A 24,053-nucleotide genomic window follows, 5' to 3' on the forward strand; every position below is an offset into this window, starting at 1 on the left:
ATTTTTACTGCCATGAAAATCAAAGACACAAAAAGTAAAGAAACACTACGGGAACTCATTGACACAAAAGATTTCGTAGCGCATATTTCTGTAGACTGCACCATATTCGGCTTTCATAATAACATTCTGAAAGTTCTGCTTTTAAAATATCATGATCTGGATCTATGGTCACTTCCTGGTGGTTTTGTTTTCAATGATGAAGACCTTAGAGAAGCTGCTGAAAGGGTTTTGTTTGAAAGAACCCATCTGAAAGGATTATTTTTAAAACAGTTTCACACCTTTGGAAGGATAGACCGTACAGAGAACAACGTTCATCAGATTCTACTTAAAAATAAAGGAATAACCGTTCCTGAAGATCACTGGATTTTCCAGCGGTTCGTTACAGTAGGATACTGCAGCCTTATCGATTTTTCACTAACTGATACTTTCCCTGATGCTTTCAATGAAAGCTGCGAATGGTTTGAAGTAAACAATCTTCCTAAAATGGCATTCGACCATGACAGAATTATAGAGACAGGTCTTGAATATCTGAGAATGAATATCAATACAGAGGTTGCAGCAAGTAACCTGCTTCCTGAAAAATTTACAATGAAGGACCTTCAGGCTCTTTATGAAACTATTTTAGGACAGAAATTCAGAAGAAATAATTTTCAGCGAAAAATTCTAAGTTTAAATATTCTGGACAGAATGGAAAAACTGTATGACGGTTCAGCGAATAAAGCCCCCTATCTGTATAAATTTAAAAGTAAGGTTCACAACTCTACCAATCAGTATCCTATCTCCAATGATGAGGAGTCATAAAATAAAGAATTTATCTTATAAATAAAGAAAAAGAGCATTATCTGTCTGAAAACCAACTGAAATATAAGTTTTCAAAAAAATTTTCATGACACCACGAAAAATGTTACTTTTAACCAAATCAAAAAATCATGTCATATTATCCTCTTACAAGCATCCCTGATTATTATGGAATTGATGCTTTACTTACCGAAGAACACAAACTAATCCGCCAATCTGTAAGAGACTGGGTTGAAAGTTTTGTAATGCCGCAGATAGATCAGGCCGCTCAAAATCATACAGATATCCCTAATCTTATGAGAGAATTGGGGAAAATCGGAGCGCTGGGACCTTATATCCCGGTTCAGTATGGCGGTTCAGGATTAGACCAGATTTCTTATGGTCTGATTATGCAGGAATTGGAAAGAGGAGATTCTGCAGTACGTTCTGCTGCTTCGGTACAGAGCTCATTGGTGATGTTTCCTATCAATGAATTCGGTTCTGAGGAACAGAAAATGAAATATCTTCCTAAGCTTGCTGCCGGAGAAATGATCGGGTCTTTTGGATTAACAGAGCCCAACCACGGTTCTGATCCAGGTTCTATGGAAACGTATTTTAAAGATATGGGCGACCATTATCTTTTAAATGGGGCTAAAATGTGGATCACCAACTCTCCTCTATGCGATATCGCTGTGGTATGGGCAAAAAATGAGGAAGGAAAAGTACAGGGATTAATCGTTGAAAGAGGAATGGAAGGTTTCACCACTCCTGAAACTCACAATAAATGGAGCTTAAGAGCTTCCAAAACCGGAGAACTGGTATTCAATAATGTAAAAGTACCGAAAGAAAACCTTCTTCCGGGAGTAACCGGGCTGAAAGGACCTTTATCTTGTCTGAATTCTGCGAGATACGGAATTTCATGGGGTGTAATTGGTGCTGCTATTGACTGCCACTGTACTGCTGTTCAATACTCTAAAGAAAGAAAACAGTTTGGGAAACCAATCGGTTCTTACCAGCTTCAGCAGAAAAAACTGGCTGAATTCTTAACAGAGATTACAAAAGCTCAGTTATTATGCCTTCAGTTAGGAAATCTTAAGAATGCTCACAAGGCAACTCCGGCTCAGATTTCTATGGCTAAACGTAACAACGTACACATGGCTATTGAAATTGCCAGAGAATCAAGACAGATTCTTGGCGGTATGGGAATCATGGGTGAATTCCCGATGATGAGACACGCTGCTAACCTGGAGTCTGTGATTACTTACGAGGGAACACATGATGTTCATTTACTGATCACTGGTTTAGATATTACAGGAATCAACGCTTTCTAAAAAAGATAAAAATAGAAATAAAGAGTCTGGCCAATGGTCAGACTCTTTTATTTTACTCACTTTGCAGAGAATTGATATTCATTGAATAATTATTGATACTCTAAAGTTTTTGTTGTTTTATTGAAATTATTACCTTAATACCAGACAAAAACAAACAATATGAAAAAAATCACAACTTTTTTACTAAGTCTTACAGCACCATTTTATTTTGCCCAGCAGGCTGGTGATGTTGTAAGTACCGAACAGAAACTGGATTTAACCCCACAGGGAGTCGTCAATTTTATAGCCAATAATCTTGGAGACCAGAATACCCCGGAATTTTCCAACTATCTCAATAGTTTTAATATCGGCCTAAAAGGTTATAAGATTACCTATTACACCAAAAACGAAAATAATGTTCTGGTAAAAGCCACCGGATTGCTTATGTACCCAAATGTACCCTTCAAGCTCTCAACAGTTGTGTCAGATCATGGAACCACAGACAGCAGAAATAATGTACCATCTAATTTTAAAGGAGCTTTAACCGCTGGATTTGTGGTTGAGCTGTCTTACGTACTTAATGGATATATTTTAATGGCACCCGACTATGTAGGGATGGGTACTGGAGAAGGAACTCAGCCTTATGTAGATTATGCCACAGAAGCTGGAGCTACCATTGATTTTATCACGGCAGCAAATAAAGTATTGGCACAACTGAACATTAAACGTTATGATGAATATTTCTTAGCCGGATATTCCCAAGGCGCTCATGCTGCAATGTCAACATTAAAAAGATTAAGTATTTCGAATCCCAATAATATCAAATTCAAATATGCCTATATGGGAGACGGGCCTTATGATTTCTCCGGAGTTACTTTAAATAAAGGAGTTTTGGAGAAGGATATTTACCCATTTACCTCATTCCTGGCCAATGTTCTTCATACCTGCAACAATACAGGATATAAAACCTATAATAATGACATTTCAGAAGTTATTTCTGCGGAATATCTCGATAAGTACAACTACCATGTTATTCAGGATAATGGCGGACTTCTGTGGGGCCCGTTTTTATGGAGAAAACTATTTACCTCCAGCTTTGTTAATGATGTTACCAATAATCCCAATAATAAGCTCAGACTCTGTATGAAACCAAAGGATGTGTATGATTGGTACAATAAAACTCCCATGACATTAGGACATTCTACGATAGATCTTGCTATTCCGCCTGAAAATACTTCTAAAACCATTGAGGTTCAACGTGGATATTATCCATGGTGGGATCTGAATAAGTACAAACTGGATTCTTTTTACTGGGGGCCACTCGGGCATGTAGGGGGAATTCTACCATTTACATTAGCCTCCAATGCTAAGTTCAATACGCTGAGAAGCGGCGGTCTTCTTAATGAGTGGGCTATTGCAGGATCAATTTTCGGCAAACAGTCGGTAGAAACAACCACTGAAAAACCTTCCTTCCTGTCTTCGCAAATCAAACCGGAGCTGGGAACCATGCAGCTGGTAGAAATTACAGATTTCAATAAAGAAAAAGCACAAAGCAGAATGGCTGGTGACTACAGCAGTTTATCAAGTCTAAAAGACGGAGTCTATCTGCTTAAAGTATCGGAAAACAATGAAAATACCATAATTCCATACATCAAAAATACTCCTAAAGAAGTTGCTGAAAACGAGATCGTACAATCTATGAATGCATCGGTTTTACAATTAAAAGTAAATCAGGATGAACTTACTGCTGTGAATATTTTTGATGAAAATAAAACTCTTGTCAAAAGTATTTCTCAAAAACAATATCAGGAAGCCGGAGGAATCAACATTCAGGATATGGAAAACAAAAATTATGTATTTGAAGTTGTTACCCCATACTATAATCTTCAGTTCAGTAAAGCGGTTGGAGGTACATTATCACCGGAAAACAGTACTGATATTTATACTCAAAGGCAACAAATTGTAGCTAAATCCAGCAATGATATTAAAAACATCAGCATCTATAGTATTTCCGGTACTCTGATCATTCAGCAGGAAGTTAATAAACAGGTATTTGAATCCAGAAATCTTGATCCTGGCGTATACCTGGTACAAATCACGCTTTCCAATGGAAAAGTCATTAATAAAAAAGTAAAACTGTAAAATCAATCACTCTTCTATATCTCATTTCAAGTTAATTTTTAGCACTTCAGCAATGAAGTGCTTTTTTATATCATACAATCCCGATAACTCCACAAAAAATAATTGGAGATAAAGCAGTTTCAAAATAACATACAATTATGTAATTCGTTATTAACAATCATTTTACATTATCCAATTTTAATTTTTCGCAAAAAACTTCTTACAATAGCATAAATGATTCTTGTCATTTATTTTAAATTATTCTAAATAAAATTAGCAATCTTATACTGAGCCTGCTACTTTTGCCGAAAGAATAATGCCAGATGGTACATAATGACTCCCGATTCCCTTTGAGGCTCCGATTTTTCAGTTTTCTTATTTTTATCATTACGATTACAGCAGTCAAGTCCCAAAATCTACAGTTCCCAATCAACTTTGAAATAAAAAGCAAGGATCAGCCTTTAGAAAAAGGTTCAGAAATCAAGATTTTCACTCATGAAAATACCTATTCAATAGCTACTGACGAAAAAGGAACAGCCTCAATCCTTCTTTCTCCTGGAAAATATCAAGTTGAAATATGGAAAAATGGGGTTTTGGGACATTCGGGTAAAATATCTGTGACAAAGGCTGAGACCTTCACGCTGCCATTTCTGGAGAAAGTCAATACCATTGAAGAAGTAGTGATTACTGCTAAAGAAGGAAAAGGACTTACCTCCTCCTCTATTATCAGCCAGCGGGCAATGCAGCATTTGCAGCCGTCAAGCTTTTCTGATCTTCTGGAACTTATTCCCGGTGGAAGATCAAATGATCCGCTTCTTAATCAGGTCAACAGCATTAGTCTCCGTGAAACCGGAAGACCTGGTACAGATTACAACACGTCCTCAATGGGAACTACTTTTTTGGTTAATGGAGCTCCTTTAAATTCCAATGCCAATCTGCAGTATTCTTATGATTTTTTAGATAAAACCAATAACGGACTCAAGCGAAGGCTTACGATAAACAGCGGTGTAGATATGCGAACGATTTCTACAGATCAGATTGAAAGTGTGGAAGTTCTTCGTGGAATCCCATCTGTAATCTATGGAAATCTGACTTCAGGAATTGTAAAAATCACGAATAAATCCGGATATACAAAGTGGAAAGCCAGATTTAAAGCAGACGGCTACAGTAAACTTTTTGCAGTGAGTAAAGGTTTTGAAAATAAAGAAAGTGACCTGAAAATCAATGCAGGCCTGGACTATCTGAATGCAAAAACCGACCCAAGAGACCGCCTTGAAAGCTATAAAAGGATGATTGCCCATCTCGCTGTCATAAAAGAGAAAAAATGGGATCACGGAATTGCTAAGTGGCAAAGCAACCTTAGTTATATAGGTTCACTGGATGGTTCAAAGTCGGATCCTGATATAGACTTGTCTGAACTCAATTCTTATGAGGTGAATAACCACTTTTTGAGTCTTTCCAACTTATTCACTTACACTAAAAATGAGCCGTCATTTTACCGTTCAACGGAAATTCAGGCAACTGCCAACCAAAGATTCGACAAAATAAAGCAGACCAAATTTATTCAGCTGGAAAACGCAATGGCCTTTCCTTTATCCACACACGAAGGAGAATACGATGGTTACTACCCTGAGCCCCGTTACATCTCAAATTATACAGTAGACGGGAAACCTCTCGATCTGTTTGTTAAAATGGTTAATAACTTCCAGATTAATTATAAATCGGTAACGCATGAGTTTAATGCAGGATTTGACTGGCAAATGAGTAAAAACTGGGGCAAAGGACAGTTATTTGATATCTACAGACCGATTGATCCCAAAGCCTCATTCAGACCGCGGGCTTACCACGATATTCCGGCCTATATGACTTCTGCATTGTTTCTGGAATCTGTAAACTCATTACATGCGGGCCAACATACCCTTATACTGGCACTGGGATTAAGAGGAAATACAATGATGAACCTGCCTTCCTACTTCAAAATGAACGGAAAATTATATGCAGACCCAAGAGCTAACTTCCAGTGGGAGCTTCCCTCTTTTGATTGGATGGATAAAAAAGCAACCTTAGCGTTAACATTAGGATATGGTAAGCAGAGTCTCTTCGCTGATCTCAATCTCCTGTATCCTGAACTTATTTACAAAGATATCCAGCAGCTGAATTATTTTCACAATAATCCAGACTACAGAAGAATTAATTATAAAACCCTGATTTACAATCCTCAGAACCCGGACATAGAACCTGCTGTAAATGAAAAATTTGAAGCAAGAGTTGATTTCAGTCTGGGAGCACATCAGCTGTCTGTTACGGTGTTTAAGGAAAATATGTGCAATGCATTCCGTTCTATGAATGAATATGCTTTGTATCAGTATAAAAAATATGACACTTCAGGACTGAATCATGAGGCTATAACTTCTCCGCCGGATGTGAATACCCTTCCTTACCAGACAGTGAATGAAAACTTTCTTTATGCCACCCAACGAAATGGAAGCAAAGTAGACAAAGAAGGTGTTGAATTTCAATATTCCTCCAACCGAATCCCCGTGATCAACACACGGTTTACTTTAAACGGAGCCTGGTTCCGCACAAAATATGGAAACAGTCAGCCCGTATACAGAGGAAGAAACTTATTGATCAATGGAAGACCTTATCCTTATCTTGGATTATACGAAGGAATGGAACCAAATTCGGTGAATGAAGTTTTGAATACCAATCTGATGATGGATACCTATATTCCACGTCTGGATCTTGTTTTTTCTTCTTCATTCCAGTTTTCATGGTATTCTATGAGGAAAGTACTTTCTATGAACGGAGTTCCCAGTCATTATGTGGATCAGAATGGTACTGTTCTCCCCTATAACCCGGATTCTGTAAAAGGAACAATTCTGGAAAGCCTGATTATCGCACAGAATGAGGATCTATACAACACTTCCAGAAGACCTATGGAAATGAACCTCAATCTGAAAGTCACCAAAAGCTTCAGAAATAAAACGGTTGTGGTCTCCATGTTTGCGAACAGATTATTCAGTTATTATACCCCTTACAATATCAATGGATTTACCATTAACAGAAAAGGAGCATACGATCCTTACTTCGGAATGGAAATCAATTTCAATTTATAAACAATTTCAATTCAATAAATTATGTTAAAACATGTATTAAAAACACTGTTCATATTGTGTACAGTGATGGCTATTACAGCCTGTTCTTCAGATTCGAATGAAGCTCTTGAAGCAAAAACTTCATTAAAACTGGAACTTAAAGTAATTCCCGAAAATATTCAGGTTAAAGAATACAAAAACCTTACGATAAGTTTCAAAGAGTTAAATTCAGGGTTTACCATCACTCAGGAACTTAAAAATACCAACGTTTTGCAGGTTGTTCTTCCTTCAGGAACGTACAATATTACTGCAGAAGGAAGCATAGTATATGGTGACAACTCCGGATCGGTAGAAGCTAAAGTTGCCGGCGTACAGAACGGAATGGTCATCAATGGCAGTGAAACCAGTAAAACTTTAGAACTTGCCTTAAAATCTGGCAACAGCAGTGATCTTATTCTTGAAGAAATCTTCTTTACCGGAACCAAAACCCCGCAGGGAGCGATGTACTTTGGTGACCAGTATTTTAAAATCACCAATAATACAGATAAAACGTTGTATGCAGATGGTATGCTTCTGATACAATCCAGCTTCATGACCAATGAAAAACAGGATTACAGCCCGAATATCATGGCAACTACTCTATCTGCAGGTGCTATCATCAGAATTCCGGGAAATGGAACAATGTATCCTGTAAAAGCAGGAGAATCTATTATTATCGCTGAAGATGCCATTAATCATAAAAATTTTAATCCTTCATCCATTAATCTTTCCAATGCCAATTTCCAGATTTTCAAGGAAGACTCTGATGACATTGACAATCCTGCCGTTCCGAAAATGATGAATGTTTTTGATAAAATGGTGATTCATACGCAAGGATATTATGCTTATGCCTTGGCACGTATGCCACAGGGAATGACTCATGAAGCATTAGTTGCCCAAAATACCTATACGTATACCTACAACCTTACCATCAACGGTGATGTATATCCTATGGACGGAACCGCAGTTAAAATCCCTAATGAATGGATCACAGATGCTGTTAATTTAAGCGTACAGGATTCATTCCAATGGCAGGTAACTTCCCCTTCTTTAGATATGGGATGGACTTCCGTAACCACTTTTGACGGTGATAAAAATCGTTTCGGAAAAGCTGTGCGCAGAAAAGTAACAGGGAAAACAATGGAGGGTAAAAATATTCTTAAAGATACCAACAACTCCACAACAGACTTTGAACATGGTGTAAAGCCATCTTTATTTAATTAAAATGAAATATTTTCTTTCCATATCCATCCTGCTTATTACCTTTTCAGGTGTAAAACTGCATGCTCAGATCAATGATACCATCATAGAGAAAGTACGCGAAGAATATAGCTTTAAAAGGCTTATTAAAAACAGTATTACTCTCAATCCAGCCAGCTATAATGCAGCAAGGAAGTACAGCATCACAACGTTTAATGTATTTACTGAAAAAAGCAATACTCCCAGTCAGCTGCAACAAAAAGGGAGAGGTAAAAACCTATGGGGCGCAGAAGTTTACAGCTTACAGAAGCTTGATGATAAAACAGCTGTATGGGGCAATGCTTCCTATACACAGGGGAAAAATAAGCAGGTGGTATGGAACGAAAATTCAGATTATGACCTTATTTATCCTTATGTAGCGGCGGACAGTGTAGGCGGAGATATGAAATTTGAAAACTATAGTTTTTCAGGAGGCTATTCCAAAAAAATCAATACCTATACTTTGGGGATTACAGGAAGCTATCAGGCAACATTGAGCTATCGGGATATTGATCCTAGACCGAAAAATACAGCAGCTCATTTGTCTTTGGCAATGGGAGCTGATAAACTGGTATTCGGGAAATTCAGAGTTGGAGCCTATGCAAATGCTGAAAAATATACTCAAAAACATTATCTGAGCTTTGTCAGCAATCAGGGATATCCTATGATCTATAATATGAGCGGGCTCGGAAATTATAATGAGCTGCTTTCCGGAAAACTTCGCCAGGCTTATTACGAAGGCTGGTCTTATGGAGGAGGTTTACAAATTTTTGAAGCTGACAGCAGAAACTGGTACTTGAATATGGGTATTAAAAAGTTTAATCTTGATAAACTCTTGACTGAATATGCAGATCTCAATGCCTCAAAAATTAATGAACAGCAATTTACCTTTTCAGCCGGAAAATTCTTTAACTCGGGAAAAACAGTCTGGGGAATTTCCGCTGAAGGAAACAGCACAGAAAGAAAAGGAACTGAAAACCTGTTCCTGAATGAGAACTCAAGAAATTATATCCAGATTGGAAGTGTGGAAAAATACAATCACAAGATCAACAGTATAATTTTTAAAGCTCTTATCCAAATGGGCAATGAAAAAACAAAATCGTCTTTAATTCCCTTTTTTGGATGGATTCAGGAAAAAGAAAAATATAGCAGTCCGGCATCAAGAATAGAATTAAGTAAACTTATGTATGGAGCAGATTATCAATGGCTGAAAACCTTCAACCATCAACAGACACTTTCTGTAGTAGCAGGGCTTTCAGCAACCAATGTTTATCAAAAGAATGCTCTGTTCAATAATTCAGTAAAACCAGCCATCAATAGTATGCTTCAGGAAAACTATGCTTTTCAGTCTTCAGATTTCTGGCAGGCAAAACTTGATGTTCATTTTCATTTCAGCTTTCCTGTTGTTAAAAATGCTTTTGTAGGAGGCAAGATCATGTACAGTAATTTTAAAACTGGCAGCAATACTTTATTGGCAGTCAGTATAGGAAGTATTTTTTAAACATATTATGATAAAATTTTCAGATCTTAAATTAGTCGCAGCTCTCGGGGGAATTTCCCTTTTCTTTATGCAGCATACTTTTCAAAAGTACAGGGTTGATTATGGAGAAACGGTAGAACAATATAAAAAGCCTGTAAAATTCTGGCCAAAACCCACAGTGGATGCAGAAGTGAACTGGAAAGAATTTGAGGCTATAGACTGGGATTCCAACTATTATGACACGCAGGAACTCCCTGAAGTAATACTGGGAAAAAAACTCTTTTTTGATCCTAAACTGTCATCATCCAGCCAGGTATCCTGCAGCAGCTGCCACAATCCTGAACTGGGTTGGGGAGACGGCCAGGAAGTAGCATTGGGAACAGACCATTTGCAGGGAAAAAGAAATACACAGTCTCTTTATAATATTGCAGACCGTCATTCTTATTTCTGGGATGGAAGAGCTAAAACATTGGAAGAACAGCTTGTAGGACCTATTTCTGCTCATAACGAGATGAATATGAAGCCGGAAAAGCTGGCCGGAAAACTATCGAAACTTAAAGAGTACAGGCAACTGTTTAAAGAAGTATATCAATCTGACAAAATTACATTTGATAAAATAGCAAAAGCTCTGGCAACTTTCCAGAGAACAATCAGAAGCCAACCCAGCAAACTGGATAAATTCCTGAAAGGTGATTATAAAGCGATGAGTGACAAGGAAATTTACGGAATGCATCTATTCAGGACTAAAGCAAGGTGTATGAACTGTCACTACGGAAAAAATCTTACAGATGAATCCTTCCACAATATAGGACTTACCTACTACAAACGGGAATATGAGGATCTTGGGCTGTATCATATCACCAAAAACTCAGATGATACAGGAAAATTTAAAACTCCTTCTCTGAGAGATCTTGATTATACCGCTCCGTGGATGCACAATGGACTGATGGACGATCTGCATGGGGTGGTCAGCTTATACAACAGCGGCATGCAGATGATTAATCCTACCCCCGAAGAAAAGAAAGCTGATCCTAATTTTCCGGTAACCGATCATCTGATAAAACCTTTAGATTTGAATGAACAGGAAATGGATGCTATTGTTTCATTTTTAAAAAGTATGTCCGGAAGTTATTATAAAATGCCCAGACCGGAGATTCCCAGAAAATAGATTAAAACAGAATAAATAATTGATCCTGATACACTAAAATCCTTTTATCTAAAGTAAAGGTTTAGATAAAAGGATTTTTAATACCTTCTGGATTACTCTTAATTATTTTTTAAAACTTGAACCCGATACTGAAATAAATCCTTGAAAAATCAAGCTGGCTGTTTCTGGAAATATTCAGATTGATAGGGCCAATAAGAGATTCATATCCAAGATTCAGTCCATACCCAAACATATCGAAACTGTCATTAAAAGGAGAAAGTTCTTCACTCACTTTTCCATAACTGAAGGAAGGGGTAAGGTAAAGCTTTTTCATGATTCTGTACTGAAATGATAGCGCTGCCTTTGCAACCGAAGTCATAGGAAGCTCTTTCTGACGAAGACCATTGAATTCAGGGCTTAGCAGGTCATAATTATATTCACTTCCTCCCAGGTTATACTTTTGGTTCAGGAATAGATACGGAACCTGATCCTCTTTCTTAGCACCGAAGCTTGCCCCCAAAAACACATTGGCTTTTACCGTCAGCCTTCTTGTGATGGGATAGAAAAAGTTCTCATTTAATGTGAATGAAACAAGGTTTTTAGGCTCGGAATAATAAGATTCTTTCGGGTTAAGAATCAGATAAAGAAGAGGCTGCACCGTATTGAGATCATAAAGTTCATACTGATCTCCGTAATAAAATCTTGTACTCACCTGAAGATGATTCCCTTTTGTAGTAAAATATCTTTTATTAAGATTGTTCTGCTCAAATTTCAGAAAAGTATTGAAATTACTATGGTTGTATAGTTTCTTACTGTAATTATCCACTTTCGACTGATCTACTTTATCCAGTAAACTGTACATTCTTTCTGTACTGAATTCTGTTCCCAGCGATACATAAGCGTTTGGACTGACATTATAATTCAGTGCAATCTTTCCGGTTATATTACGGTACATATGGTTGGGGAAACGATCTCCGCCATCTTCACTGATATCATAAAGCCTGAAATTCAGATCATTACTTTTAAGATGAACCATCTTCGCTTCCAGATCCAGCCACAAACGTTCTCCGCTGTCTAAGAATTGCTGGTAAGCAAGTTTAGCTTTGAAACGTTCGGAAATATCCACTGTTGCCAAAAATCGGGATCTGTTCAGAAGAATGTTTCTGTAAGTATAATTAACAATAATTCCTACGGATTGTTCTGTGTCATAGTGCAAGGCAAGTTTAAATGCTCCTTTTTTCGCTCTTTTCACAAAAACATTCATTACAAGACCATCATTTACATTCGTGTAGGTATAATACACCTTTACATACTGGCGCATTCCGAAAACACGGTCTATGGCTTCGTTAACTGTTTTTGCATCGTAATACTTCCCTTCTGTAAGTCCCATCTGCTTTTTCAGTACTTCAATCTCTGTCGCATCTGTTATAGGAGTTCCGTCTTCTTCATTAAAAGTAAATTGTGTTGTAGGCAGTTTTACCTCTTCAATCATGGTATGCTCATACTTAATACCCAATTTCCTTTGAGCTTCAGCCAAAGCCACAAATTCAGGAAGGTGCTTTCTCGCTTCAACCTCTCCTATTCTGATGATTTTTCTGAATCTGGCGAAATCCTTGGTCGTAATCTCACCCAATGGATCCACAAAGTCTACAAGGATGTTAGAGAGCTCCTTTTGATGTTTAAAATCTTCCACAGAACGGATGGCATGCGTCTGATAAATCATCTTCATCGGGTTTTCAATCTCTTTTTTCGTAAATAGTCTGAAACCGGTATACCCTCCGATCACAAAATCCGCACCCATCTCACGCACCTCATTCGCAGGATAATTACGATCCAATCCGCCATCTACCAAAAGTTTCCCATCAATATAAACGGGAGCAAAAGCTGCTGGAATAGCCAATGTGGAACGAATAGCCAAGGGTAAAGAACCCTCTTTCTGCATCACCAGACCTCCGTTTTCAATATCGGATGAAGTAAGCTGAACAGGAATTCTAAGTTTACTGAAATCGTTCATATGTTTGGCATTAAAGGTAAGTGTATTCAATACTTCTCCCATGTACTGTCCTTCAATATAAGAACTTGGAAGAGTCGGAAATCCTTTCACTACAGGAAATTCAAGAATATATTTATCGTACTCGTCTTTTTCGCTGATATTAACTTTACTGTAAGGAATTTTATTACTCAAAATCCTGTTCCAGTCCATTTTGTAAATCGTATGCTTCAACTGATCAGCATTATACCCCATTGCATATAAACCTCCCAGAATTCCTCCCATACTGGTTCCGGTAATGTAATCCACTTTGATTCCCAAGGAGTCGATCATTTTCAGAATTCCAATGTGGGCAAATCCTTTTGCGCCGCCACCACTAAGAGCAAGACCAAACTTAGTATCTTTGGTTATACTCTGAAGAGCCGTAGTAAGGGAGTCATTTTTTTGTTGGGAGTGAATAGTAAGAGAGAAAGTAATTGCTAAAAATATTAGAATCTTTTTCATTTATATGCTTCTTCTTGTTTTTGATTTAAACCTTAAAAGTTTCCAAGAGTTAAAGATACACAAAAAACGTACTCGTATTATTAACATTATCAGCAAAGTAAATAATTCTATTTCAGACTATATGATTGCAATAAATACAGACATTTGCCACATTAGAACTAAAAATTTTTAATATGTTTTTATTGTTTCTACGAAATTAATATCCGGATTCAGGATTTCAAGAATAAGGCTTTTGACAGATTTCATGGCATCACCAATATTTCCTTTGTCAAACTGCAGGGAAACCATTCCCTTTTTAGCATCGGCAAAACTCCATATCCCTGTTTCAATCGGGAATCCCCAAAACTCAGGAAGATGTTCTACAACGTAATGGTAAATACAAAGCTGAAGCGCCTGCTTTCTGTCGCTGTTATGGAAATATTCGTCTACATTATCCTGATCAATTTTCACATTAAGATTTTTAATCTTCGCTGTTTTATAATCAATGATTCTTAAAGTACCGTTCAGTTTATCAATCCGGTCAATGAACCCGAAGAAAGAAATTTTATCATTCCCATCGAGAGGAAAATCTATGTTTTCAAACCTTCTTTCAATGTCAATTATTTCCAGTTTGTTCCCTTGTTTTATCAGCTCAAGATCATGATTAAGAACATTTTCAATTACCTTTTTAGCAATGGCTTTATGAATATAGTTCATCCCTTTTTCATAGAATTCCGGCTGATGCTTAAGCTTCTCAATAGCAATATTTATATATTGATCTATTGCTTTAACTGAATTACTTAAATCACTTTCTTTTAAAACCTTACCCTTTAATACCTCATACACTTCTTGAAGTGAATAATGCACTAAATTCCCGTAATTCTTTATTGACAATTCTTCTTCAATTTCATCTGTTTCCGATGTATTTAAAATCTTGGAAAGGTAGAAATCAATAGGATTATAGAGATAGCTTGTAAGGTGGGAAGCAGATACTTTTTCCTTCCATTTCTGAAGACGTTCCTGTACGGTCTGGGTCTTGATGATTTCGATAGGTTTGGTGGCAATAGGCTCGGAAGAATTTTCAATAATCAGGTGTTCAATATCATGAGAACTCTCCATTTCAATCTGAGTAATAAAGCGGCTTTTCTCACCGGTATTTACTCCGGAGCTTAAAGCATTGTACAGCAAATGTACATTCTGCGCATCCTGAATCAATCTGTAAAAGTGATAGGCATAAATACTGTCATTCTCAAGGAAGGTGTGAAGATCAAAGAACCTTCGGATATCAAAAGGAATATAAGTATTCTGGGAGTTTCCAAGGGGAAGTTTTCCTTCGTTTACGGAAAGCAGGATAACGTTTTCAAAATTCAGGAGACGGGTTTCCAGTAATCCCATGATCTGAAGCCCTCTCAAAGGCTCTCCCTGGAAGTCAATACTCTCAGAATTGATATGCTGGTTGATCAGAATTTCCAGCGTTTCCATTTTAATTTCAATATTGTATGGAGTAAGCTGATTTTTAATAATTCTGAACGCATTTTCAAAGTGAGAGACATTTTCATACTGAATATCATCTATTTCAAGCCATTTCACCTGTTGGCAGAACGCAATAAGCATATCCAGATAGATATGGGTACCGGCTGCTTTCTGAAGAAGTCCATAATAAGACAGGCCGCTCAGCAGTTCATGCAAAAGCTTATGAGAGATATACACAATATTCCTCTCTTCTACTTTGGCTTTAAACTCATTGATAATAAGTTCGTCTTCCACAGATTTCGGCAGTTCTTCCAGAATCGGAAAAACATCTCTGTAATAGTAGGAGGATTTATTCTTTTCCAGCTGTTTCTGCAGGTAGAAAAGACGTTTCACCGCATTGGAGAATGATAAGTTTTTCAATGGAAATCCCATTGTAATATTCAAATTATCAACACCATGCATCACATCAAGGCTTGCCGGAAGCAGATTTTCATCCAGCAGTACTACCGCAGTATTGGAATAGGTTTTATTATTGATCTCTTTAAAGATCTCAGGCAATACTTTAGTCTGGGTTACATTCCCGGACACTTCGTATACCTTAATTTTTTTAGGTTGATTAAAATCATCTTCTATCCACTGGAAAGCTCTGTTATCATCAAACTCTTTCCATGTTTTATGATTTCTAAGAAATTTTCCGGCTTCCTGTCTTTCATCATCGAAATAATAGCGGTCTGCCTGAAAGAAACATTGGGCTTTATTCCACTGCAAAAGACTCCTTACCAACTTTTCCTCTACCGGAGTAAAAGCATTGAACCCGCAAAAAATAAACTCTTCTTTGGTATTTTTGGCAAAATCAACAATCTTGGCTTTAGCAGCTTCATGAATCATTCCGGAAGTGGCCCAGTTTTTTTCCTGCAGTCTCTCCTTGAGAACAGGGAGAAAAACGTTCATATTCTGCCAGAAATTAAGGAATTTCTTTCTTGGGACATCATCATCCTCACCAAGATCCTGAGCCCATTCTTTGATCCTTTCCTCATCAAACATATACTGTAATACCGCCTGATCACTGTCTGAGAATTTGAGAATATCATCCCAGTCCTTCTGCAATGTAGGAAACCATTTCAGAAAATCTGAAAAATCATCTCTCGGAATAAGATTCAGGCTTCTATAGACATCAAAAGAGAAAAGCCACAACGGAATTCCCTGAATCGGCTGGTGATCGGCAATTGTATTGATGAGTTCCTCAATTGTAAAAAAGTTGGGAAGAAACCCTGAATAATTGTTTTCTTCCAGGATCTGTCTGATAAACACAATGGGACGTTTTCCGGGCAGAATGATGTTAAACGCAGAAAGATCCGTGTTTTGTGCCAGCAGTTCGTGGATGATTTTATTGAGGAATTTCAAAGGCTTGATAGCTTTTTAAGTTGTCTAATTGTTCAGCAATCGAATTATTATATTCGGTCTGCTTTTCTTTATCAATTCCATGACGGGTTTCCCTGTCATAGGCCATCTGGAAGTTTTTATACTCATCCGATATCCCGTCATAAATTGCTTTGAAATATTTGTTGTAGTCTCCTGAGTTTTTGATTTTTTCAGCAACTGCTTTTCTAAACTTTCTCACAAATAATTCTGCAATATCAAAATGTTTCTGCTCATGCAGCAGGATATAATCATCCATTCTTTTGGCATCCTTCCAGGATTTCTCTTCATGAAAAACGGTTTTAATCGTCATCGTAACCGGTGCCTTTGGATCAGAAGATTTTACAGAATAAAATTCCCATCCGCAATGGGTATACGCTGCTACATCCGGATTTTTTTTCTTACTGACCGGGCTCTTGAAATTATCCCAAGTCAGTCTTTTACCTTCCTGCCATGTAATTTTCTGTCCGAATACAGTCTGAGCTGCCCATAAACACAATACAAAAGTCAACCTCATTATTCTACTACAATTGTTTTGGTAATCCAATTATTTCCTCCATTCCAGAATTTAAAAGTATAAGTACCTTTTTTCTGCGGACTGAAATTGATTTGATTCACTCCTACATAATTTCCCTGTTTACAAGGTCCGTTGGTGATATATTTATAGGAAGTAACTGTTCTTTCCAGGTTATTATTGTAAATATAATCATATCCGTAAAAACCCTCACAGTGAGACGGATAGGTGGAATAAGTCTTTATGCTCTGTATCGCAAAAACGTTCATGGTGTCATTAACCATCTTTACGCTGTCTATTTTGATTTTACCAATAGACTCGATGGTATGGTAATCATCATCATTACACGAAACCAGAAGCACGCCAAACACGAATACTGAAAATCCAATATTTAAAAGTTTTTTCATAACCTTTAATTTTCTGATTATTAACCAATATTTAGCAAAAATTATTCCTTATTTACATAAAAATCAGGAATTAAAATTACCTTTTGATACATAAACTACTTTTTTAGTATCAAAAAATTCTTCATCAAAATAGTGTTTAAGATTGAAAATTTCACATTTAATTCCAGCCAGTTCTTCTGCAAGATCACCACCTTTTAAATATAAAATCCCGTTATGTTTAGGGTTAAACTGTTCTTTTTCAAACTTTCCTTTCAGCCATCTTAGGAATTCCGGCATCTGGGTCACCGCTCTGCTGACAACAAAGTGGAATTTTTCTTTCAGTTTCTCAGCTCTTCCATGAATAGCCGTTACATTGGTTAATCCTACTCCATCCGCTACAGCCTGTACCACACTGATTTTCTTACCAATAGAATCAATCAAAGTGAATGTGGTCTCAGGAAACAGAATCGCTAAAGGAATTCCGGGAAAACCTCCTCCGGTTCCGATATCCAAAACTTTAGTTCCGGGAGCAAACTCCATCACTTTTGCAATTCCCAAAGAGTGCAGAATATGTTTTTCATACAGCGACTCCATATCTTTTCTGGAAATTACGTTGATCTTTTCATTCCATTCACGATACAGATTTTCCAATTGAGAAAACTGTTCTTTCTGTTTTTCAGTAAGATCCGGGAAATATTTTAATAGTAACGATGCAGACATGTGAATTATTATAAACCGCAAAAATAAGTTTTATTTCTCTTGTATTCAAATCTACTTTTCCTGATCCGGCCGTCTATTCCACTTTTCTGCAAAATCCATCATTTCGCAATTCCCGGAATTACAGGCACACCGAGGTTTCCAGACCCGCTGATGGTCTGTACAGCAAAAATATAATTATCCTTCGATAAAGGAACTTTAATAGAAAGTCCTGTTGTAAATATTTTTTTCTGCCATACCGCACTATCCGTCTCCCGAGCCAGCACATAATATCCCATTGGCGTTCCGGACACTGGCTTTTCCCAGTGAAGCGTTGTGGAATTAGTCAATTCTTTAACATCCATTTCTACCTTCTCAGGTTTTGAAGTGGATTTTGCAAGGTTGGCCAAAACCGCAATATTGGCCGCAATATTTTTCTTCAGATATTTAAAATCTATAAATCCCGGAAGATCACCATATTGTTTATTATTTTCCACTCTGATATCCTGATGCTGATGATCATAATTTTCATAATATTCGGTAAGTCTTACAGAAGGAAATCCATTATTGACAAAGCTGGTATGATCGCCTCCACGCAAAAATCTGTCATTCCGGTAGATCAGTTTTATTTCAAGTCCTTTAACATATTGTTCTGTGATTTCTTTGATGTATCTTGCCAGCTGCCTGGATTCGCTGTCATTTTCAAAACCCAGATTCCTGATCGTCATTGCTTTTTTATCCAGATCTTTGTAAGGCATCCCTTCACTGAATACGCGAAGTGTCCGGGTATTGATTTCTCCTGTTTCACCCGCTTCGGGATTACCAATCATATCATTATTCAGGACAGCTTCCAGCTGCAGATTTTCTCTTTTTATTTTTTCCGCCAGCTGTCTGGAACCCAATAATGATTGTTCTTCACCGGAAAATGCCACAAAAATAATGGATGCCGGAAAAGAAGATCTGCTCAATATTCTGGCAGATTCTATAACAGCACTTACTCCACTGCCGTCATCATTAGCTCCTGGCGCTGCTGAAGTTCTGTTCATGACATCCGTTACCCTTGAATCCAGATGTCCTCCGATCAGGAAAATTCTTTTATCGTTCGGATCGGTTCCTTTCAGAAAAGCAACTGCATTCCCAAGATTAACTGTTTGATCAATTCTCTTTCCGTCCGGCTGAATATCTTCCTGCTGAAGGTATACTTCCATTCTGCCTCCGGAATTTTTGGCGTAATCCTTGAATTTTTTAATCACCCAGTTTCTTGCAGCTCCTATCCCCTGTTTGGGATCATCTGTCGCACTTAAAGTATGCCTGGTTCCAAAACTCACCAGTTTACCGATATAAGATTTTAGGGAGTCTTCATTCACCTGCGTTACATATTTTTTCACTTCAACATCTTTTGAAAGCTGCTGAGAAAAAACAGAACATGAGATCAGTAGTAAAAAAACAGAGTATTTCATTGGATAGGTCTTAGATTGTTTAAAGATACAAAACCCAAAAGTTAAGAAGTATTTTTTTATTTTGATTATACTCTTTACCAATTAATATTTACCCAACTGCCCAAAAAGGATATAATGATTTCGAAACAGGATAAATTTGGTTAAAACCTGACAAAAATCTTCAAAGCAACCCCACTTTTATTATCCTCACAAGACGTTTTTATTATATATTTGTTAAAATTCAAAAAAATACAATGGACAAACTTTCAGATAGAGTAAAAAGATTAGGATACTCCCAGACATTTGTAATGTCAAACAAAGCCAGAGAAATGAAAGCCAGCGGAATAGATGTGATCAGTTTAACTCTTGGCGAACCGGATTTTGACGTTCCGGACAATATCAAACAGGCCGCTTTCGATGCTATCAATCAAAATTACAGCCACTATTCTCCTGTTCCCGGATTTCTGGAATTGCGTGAGGCTATTGCTTATAAATTAAAAAGAGATAATAACTTGGAATACAAACCTACGCAGATCTGTGTTTCAAATGGAGCAAAACAGGCTATTATAAATGTTCTGGCAGCCATTATCAATGATGGTGATGAAGTTCTTCTTCCCGCCCCATATTGGGTAAGCTATGATGAAATGGTAAAAATGATGGGTGGAACTTCCGTGATGCTCCCTACCTCTTATATTACTGATTTTAAAGTGACCGCAGAACAGCTGGAAGAAGCTATTACAGAAAAGACAAAAGCTGTACTTTTCAGCTCACCATGTAATCCTTCAGGAGGATACTACACTTATGACGAATTAAAATCCATTGCAAAAGTGATTGCCAAATATCCTCAGATAACGGTAATTTCCGATGAGATTTATGAATATATCAATTACGAAACTAAAACCACATCTATCGCTCAGTTTCCTGAAGTTTATGAACAGACTGCCGTAATCAACGGAATGTCAAAAGCATTTGCTATGACCGGATGGAGAATCGGATACTCTGCATGCCCGGAATGGCTGGCAAAAGCTTGTGAAAAAGTACAGGGACAGATGACCAGCGGAGCTAATACAGTGGCACAGAGAGCCTCTATTGTTGCCCTTAAAACAGACCCTTCCGAATACAGATATATGATTGATGCTTTCAAAAAAAGAAGGGATATTGTCTATGACTTAATCAAAGAAATTCCAGGATTCAAGGTGGTGCTTCCAAAGGCTGCTTTCTATTTCTTCCCGGATATTTCACATTATATCGGAAAAACCCTGGATGGAACAGAAATTAAAAACTCTGATGATTTTGCAATGTTCCTTCTGGAAAACGCTCATGTAGGCTGTGTGGGTGGATTCTCTTTCGGAAGCCCTGAATGTATCAGATTCTCTTACGCTGCTTCTGAGGAAGACTTAAGAGAGGCTATGAAACGAATTAAAAACTTATTGGAGAAATTCAATTAACAAACTAATAATCAAAAATAAAACACGACAGCAATGAATCTGTTAAAAAAACTAACCATCGCTACAAGCATTGCCGCTGCAAGTTTTGCAGGATACGCTTTTGGCCAGGATTTCCAGTGGAAAGAAGCTACTTCTAACGGCTACAAGTACAAATACGTAACCAATGATCCTACTTCCGCAAGGTATTACACCTTAAAAAACGGATTAACGGTTATTTTGAGCCCTACCAATAAGGACCCGAGAATTCAAACGTATATTGCAACGAAAGCAGGAAGTAAAACCGATCCAGCAGACCACACCGGTCTAGCCCATTATCTGGAACATATGCTTTTCAAAGGAACGAATCAGTTCGGATCTAAAGACTGGGCCAAAGAAAAGCCTCTTTTGGACCAGATTGACGCTCTTTACGAAAAGTACAACCAGACTAAGGACGAAGCCAAAAGAAAGGATATCTACAAAGAAATCGACAGGGTTTCAGGAGAAGCTGCCAAATTTGCAATTGCAAATGAATACGATAAAATGATGGCTGGTATGGGAGCTGACGGAACCAACGCCTTTACCTCTTTTGAACAAACGGTGTATACAGAAGACGTACCATCCAACGTTCTTGACAAGTTCCTTGCTGTACAGGCTGAAAGATTCAGAGAACCTGTTCTGAGACTCTTCCACACAGAGCTTGAAGCTGTATATGAAGAAAAAAACAGATCTCTTGATGACGACGGAGATAAAGTTTTTGATACCATGTTTGCCAACCTTTTCCCTAACAACAATTACGGAAAACAAACAACTATCGGAACGATAGAACATTTAAAAAATCCTTCTCTGCATGCTATCAGAGAATATTATAACAATTATTATGTTCCCAACAACATGGGAATCATTATGTCCGGAGATTTTAATCCGGATGAAGTAATTGGAAAGATTGACAAGGCTTTCTCGTACATGAAGCCTAAGGCAATCCCTGAATATAAAGTAGGACAGGAAAAACCAATTACAGCTCCCGTTACAAAAGAAGTGGTAGGACCTAATCCTGAAAACGTAATGCTTGGTTTCAGATTTCCGGGAGCGTCTACCAAAGATGCGAGAATGCTTAATCTTGTTGGAAATATGTTGACCAACGGACAGGCCGGATTGATCGATCTTGATCTGGTAAAAAAACAAAAATTACTCGGTGCTTACGCAGGGTCTTATGCTTTAAAGGATTATTCAGTTTTACTTTTACAAGGAAAACCAACTGAAGGACAGTCTTTGGACGAAGTAAAGAACCTTCTTCTTCAGGAAATTGATAAATTAAGAAAAGGAGAATTTTCCGATGATCTGATTCAATCCATCGTGAACAATGAAAAGAAAGGGATTATCCAGAAAGATGAAAAATATTCGTCAAGAGCAAGTATTCTGATGGATGAATTCACTTCAGATGTTGACCACAAAGCATCGTTGGAATATGTTGATGAAATTTCAAAACTTACGAAAAAGGATATCATGGATTTCGTATCCAAATATCTGCAGAACAATAACTACGTTGCAGTTTATAAAAGAAAAGGAGAAGACAAAAGTATTGTAAAAGTTGACAAACCAACGATCACACCGGTTTCCGTTAACAGAGAAGACCAGTCTCCTTTCTTGAAAAAAATTGACGAAATGCCTGAAAACCCTATCGCTCCGGTATGGTTAAATTATGATAAAGACATCGCTAAAAACAAATTGGCTGATGTGGACGTACTTTCTGTAAAAAATACAGACAACTCCCTGTTCAGAATGTATTATCATTTTGATTCAGGAAAATGGAACAACAAAATCCTTCCATTGGCAGCAGAATATCTTCAGTATTTAGGAACCAAAGACAAATCTTCCGAAATCATCAGTAAGGAATTCTACAAACTTGCCTCAAGCTTCAATGTGAGTGCAGGAAATGAAGAAACTTATGTATCTCTGGAAGGTTTAAATGAAAATTTCGGTAAAACGATTGCTTTATTTGAAGATTTGATTAAAAACTGTCAGGCAGACCAGGCTGCTCTTGATGCTTACAAAGTGAGATTGAAGAAAGCCAGAGCCAACGCAAAACAGAATAAAGGAGTAATTATGTCCGGATTGAGAAGCTACGCACAGTATGGCGCTCAGAATCCTTTCAATAATGTGTTGAGCGATGCAGAGCTTGATGCATTAAAAGCAGACGATCTAATCAATGTTCTTCATGACTTGTTTAATTTCAAACATAAAGTATTATACTATGGTCCAAAATCAGGAAACGAAGTAGTGGCAGCTCTGAAACCTGTTCACAAACTTCCTGCAACCCTGAAAGATCTTCCTAAGTCTAAAACTTTTGCTCAGATCCCGACTGATAAGAATAAAGTATTATTTGCTCATTATGACATGGTACAGGCTGAAGTATTCTGGGTAAGAAACTCTGACTCATACAACCCTTCTACTACTCCTACCGTAAGTTTATTCAATAACTATTTCGGAGGCGGAATGGGATCGATTGTTTTCCAGACGATCAGAGAATCAAAAGCGCTGGCTTATTCTACGTATTCTTATTTTGCCCTTCCAAGCAAAAAAACAGACAAGGATATGGTAATGGCTTATGTAGGAACACAGGCAGACAAATTCAATGAGTCTACAACAGCAATGAACGAGCTTTTGACTACTCTTCCAAAATCTGAACAGTTATTCGAAACAGCGAAAAGCGGATTGAAAAAATCAATTGCTTCTGAAAGAATTACTCAGGACGGAATCATCTTCTCTTATCTGAAATCCCAAAGACTTGGAAACAATTTTGATATGAGAAAGAATGTCTATGAACAGGCACCGAAATTGTCTTTTACAGATATCAATTCTTTCCATGATAAGGAAATGAAAAACAAGAACTACACCTACTGCCTTGTTGCTTCTCAAGACAAAGTGAATGAAGCAGATATGCATAAATTAGGCGAAGTAAAAAAACTTAATTTAACTGAAATATTTGGTTATTAAAATAAACAAAAAGCCCTGATA

At 37.4% G+C, this 24,053-nt stretch carries 15 protein-coding genes; 9 read left to right on the plus strand and 6 right to left on the minus strand.

Going from position 1 to position 24,053, the window contains the following annotated elements:
- Positions 1–12 precede the first annotated feature (12 nt).
- The 7 genes from ODR02_RS09975 (at position 13) to ODR02_RS10005 (ending at position 11,232) form a co-directional block, all read left to right on the plus strand.
- Positions 13–801 carry an NUDIX hydrolase gene (locus ODR02_RS09975; protein ID WP_309512331.1) on the plus strand — a complete coding sequence of 263 codons (789 nt, stop codon included), beginning with the start codon at positions 13–15 and terminating at the stop codon, positions 799–801.
- Between the two features lie 128 nt (positions 802–929).
- Positions 930–2,108 carry an acyl-CoA dehydrogenase family protein gene (locus tag ODR02_RS09980; RefSeq protein WP_105682628.1) on the plus strand — a complete coding sequence of 393 codons (1,179 nt, stop codon included), beginning with the start codon at positions 930–932 and terminating at the stop codon, positions 2,106–2,108.
- Positions 2,109–2,267: 159 nt separating this feature from the next.
- Positions 2,268–4,229 (plus strand): T9SS type A sorting domain-containing protein, encoded by a 1,962-nt coding sequence (locus ODR02_RS09985; RefSeq protein ID WP_209784783.1) that lies wholly within the window; start codon positions 2,268–2,270, stop codon positions 4,227–4,229.
- A gap of 302 nt (positions 4,230–4,531) precedes the next feature.
- Positions 4,532–7,327 (plus strand): TonB-dependent receptor plug domain-containing protein, encoded by a 2,796-nt coding sequence (locus tag ODR02_RS09990; RefSeq protein ID WP_309512332.1) that lies wholly within the window; start codon positions 4,532–4,534, stop codon positions 7,325–7,327.
- A 21-nt stretch (positions 7,328–7,348) separates the two neighbouring features.
- Positions 7,349–8,569, plus strand: a complete 1,221-nt coding sequence (locus ODR02_RS09995; RefSeq protein ID WP_209784785.1) for a DUF4876 domain-containing protein — start codon at positions 7,349–7,351, stop codon at positions 8,567–8,569.
- Between the two features lies 1 nt (position 8,570).
- Positions 8,571–10,085: a DUF6850 family outer membrane beta-barrel protein gene (locus ODR02_RS10000; protein WP_309512333.1), complete on the plus strand. Its 1,515-nt coding sequence runs from the start codon at positions 8,571–8,573 to the stop codon at positions 10,083–10,085.
- Between the two features lie 67 nt (positions 10,086–10,152).
- Positions 10,153–11,232, plus strand: coding sequence for a cytochrome-c peroxidase (locus ODR02_RS10005; protein WP_309512345.1), 1,080 nt, complete (start codon positions 10,153–10,155; stop codon positions 11,230–11,232).
- Between the two features lie 109 nt (positions 11,233–11,341).
- Here ODR02_RS10005 and ODR02_RS10010 read toward each other — a convergent pair whose 3' ends face one another.
- The 6 genes from ODR02_RS10010 to ODR02_RS10035 form a co-directional block, all read right to left on the minus strand.
- Positions 11,342–13,705 (minus strand): patatin-like phospholipase family protein, encoded by a 2,364-nt coding sequence (locus ODR02_RS10010; RefSeq protein WP_309512334.1) that lies wholly within the window; start codon positions 13,703–13,705, stop codon positions 11,342–11,344.
- Positions 13,706–13,873: 168 nt separating this feature from the next.
- Positions 13,874–16,561 carry a PD-(D/E)XK nuclease family protein gene (locus ODR02_RS10015; protein WP_309512335.1) on the minus strand — a complete coding sequence of 896 codons (2,688 nt, stop codon included), beginning with the start codon at positions 16,559–16,561 and terminating at the stop codon, positions 13,874–13,876.
- On the minus strand, positions 16,545–17,093 hold the full coding sequence (locus tag ODR02_RS10020) for a DUF922 domain-containing protein (protein WP_309512336.1): 549 nt from the start codon (positions 17,091–17,093) through the stop codon (positions 16,545–16,547). The genes ODR02_RS10015 and ODR02_RS10020 overlap by 17 nt, the downstream gene beginning before the upstream one ends.
- Entirely contained in the window at positions 17,093–17,497 is a 405-nt protein-coding gene (locus ODR02_RS10025) for a hypothetical protein (protein WP_209784791.1), read from the minus strand. Before ODR02_RS10025 ends, ODR02_RS10020 begins: the two co-directional genes overlap by 1 nt.
- 63 nt (positions 17,498–17,560) lie before the next feature.
- Positions 17,561–18,196 carry a 16S rRNA (guanine(527)-N(7))-methyltransferase RsmG gene (gene rsmG / locus ODR02_RS10030; protein WP_309512337.1) on the minus strand — a complete coding sequence of 212 codons (636 nt, stop codon included), beginning with the start codon at positions 18,194–18,196 and terminating at the stop codon, positions 17,561–17,563.
- Positions 18,197–18,294: 98 nt separating this feature from the next.
- Positions 18,295–19,632, minus strand: a complete 1,338-nt coding sequence (locus ODR02_RS10035; protein ID WP_309512338.1) for a M20/M25/M40 family metallo-hydrolase — start codon at positions 19,630–19,632, stop codon at positions 18,295–18,297.
- 233 nt (positions 19,633–19,865) lie between these two features.
- On the opposite strand from ODR02_RS10035, the gene ODR02_RS10040 reads away from it, so the two are divergent.
- Both ODR02_RS10040 and ODR02_RS10045 read left to right on the plus strand, forming a co-directional pair.
- Entirely contained in the window at positions 19,866–21,059 is a 1,194-nt protein-coding gene (locus ODR02_RS10040) for a pyridoxal phosphate-dependent aminotransferase (protein ID WP_209784793.1), read from the plus strand.
- Between the two features lie 33 nt (positions 21,060–21,092).
- Positions 21,093–24,032, plus strand: a complete 2,940-nt coding sequence (locus ODR02_RS10045; RefSeq protein WP_309512339.1) for a M16 family metallopeptidase — start codon at positions 21,093–21,095, stop codon at positions 24,030–24,032.
- Positions 24,033–24,053: the final 21 nt, after the last annotated feature.

The sequence above is a fragment of the Chryseobacterium sp. CFS2 genome, from assembly GCF_036543225.1.
Lineage (GTDB): Bacteria > Bacteroidota > Bacteroidia > Flavobacteriales > Weeksellaceae > Chryseobacterium > Chryseobacterium culicis_A.